This window comes from Sphingobacterium sp. UBA1498 (assembly GCF_002325125.1).
Taxonomy (GTDB): domain Bacteria; phylum Bacteroidota; class Bacteroidia; order Sphingobacteriales; family Sphingobacteriaceae; genus Sphingobacterium.
On sequence record NZ_DCRG01000039.1, the window covers coordinates 109,735 to 110,142 of the forward strand.

The 408-nt window shown below is 36.8% G+C and carries 1 protein-coding gene; it reads left to right on the forward strand.

The window, feature by feature from the left end:
* Positions 1-378: hypothetical protein (locus B3139_RS20765; protein WP_293885486.1), on the forward strand; the 378-nt coding region annotated here is incomplete at its 5' end.
* Between the last annotated feature and the right edge of the window lie 30 nt (positions 379-408).

Sequence of the window (408 nt, forward strand, 5' to 3'; positions counted from 1 at the left end):
GCATGTAAAAAAAATGATTGTTTCACACCCCCCGAGCCCGTAGTGTTTGAGTTTGTAAATGCTGAAGGAAAAAACTTGATTACTACAGGCCAACTTAATAAAAAGAACTTTGAGTTTCGCGAAGAACTGGGAGATCGTGAAAACAAACTCGTAGCGTATGATATACAAAGCGATGATCGCGTTATACTTCCTAAAGTTGGCTGGACTGAAGGATTTATAAAGTATAAATTCCTGTCGACGATAAAATCCTTTCCATTTACCGTAAAAACTTCTAAAAATCAGAACTGTGGCGGCACAACAATTGAAGAACTAAAGCTGGATGACGTACACTATCATCAGAAGGATGGATATATTTTAGTCATCCTAGAGCGCGAATAAAAGAGTATTCATTCGTTTTTCTATTAATCT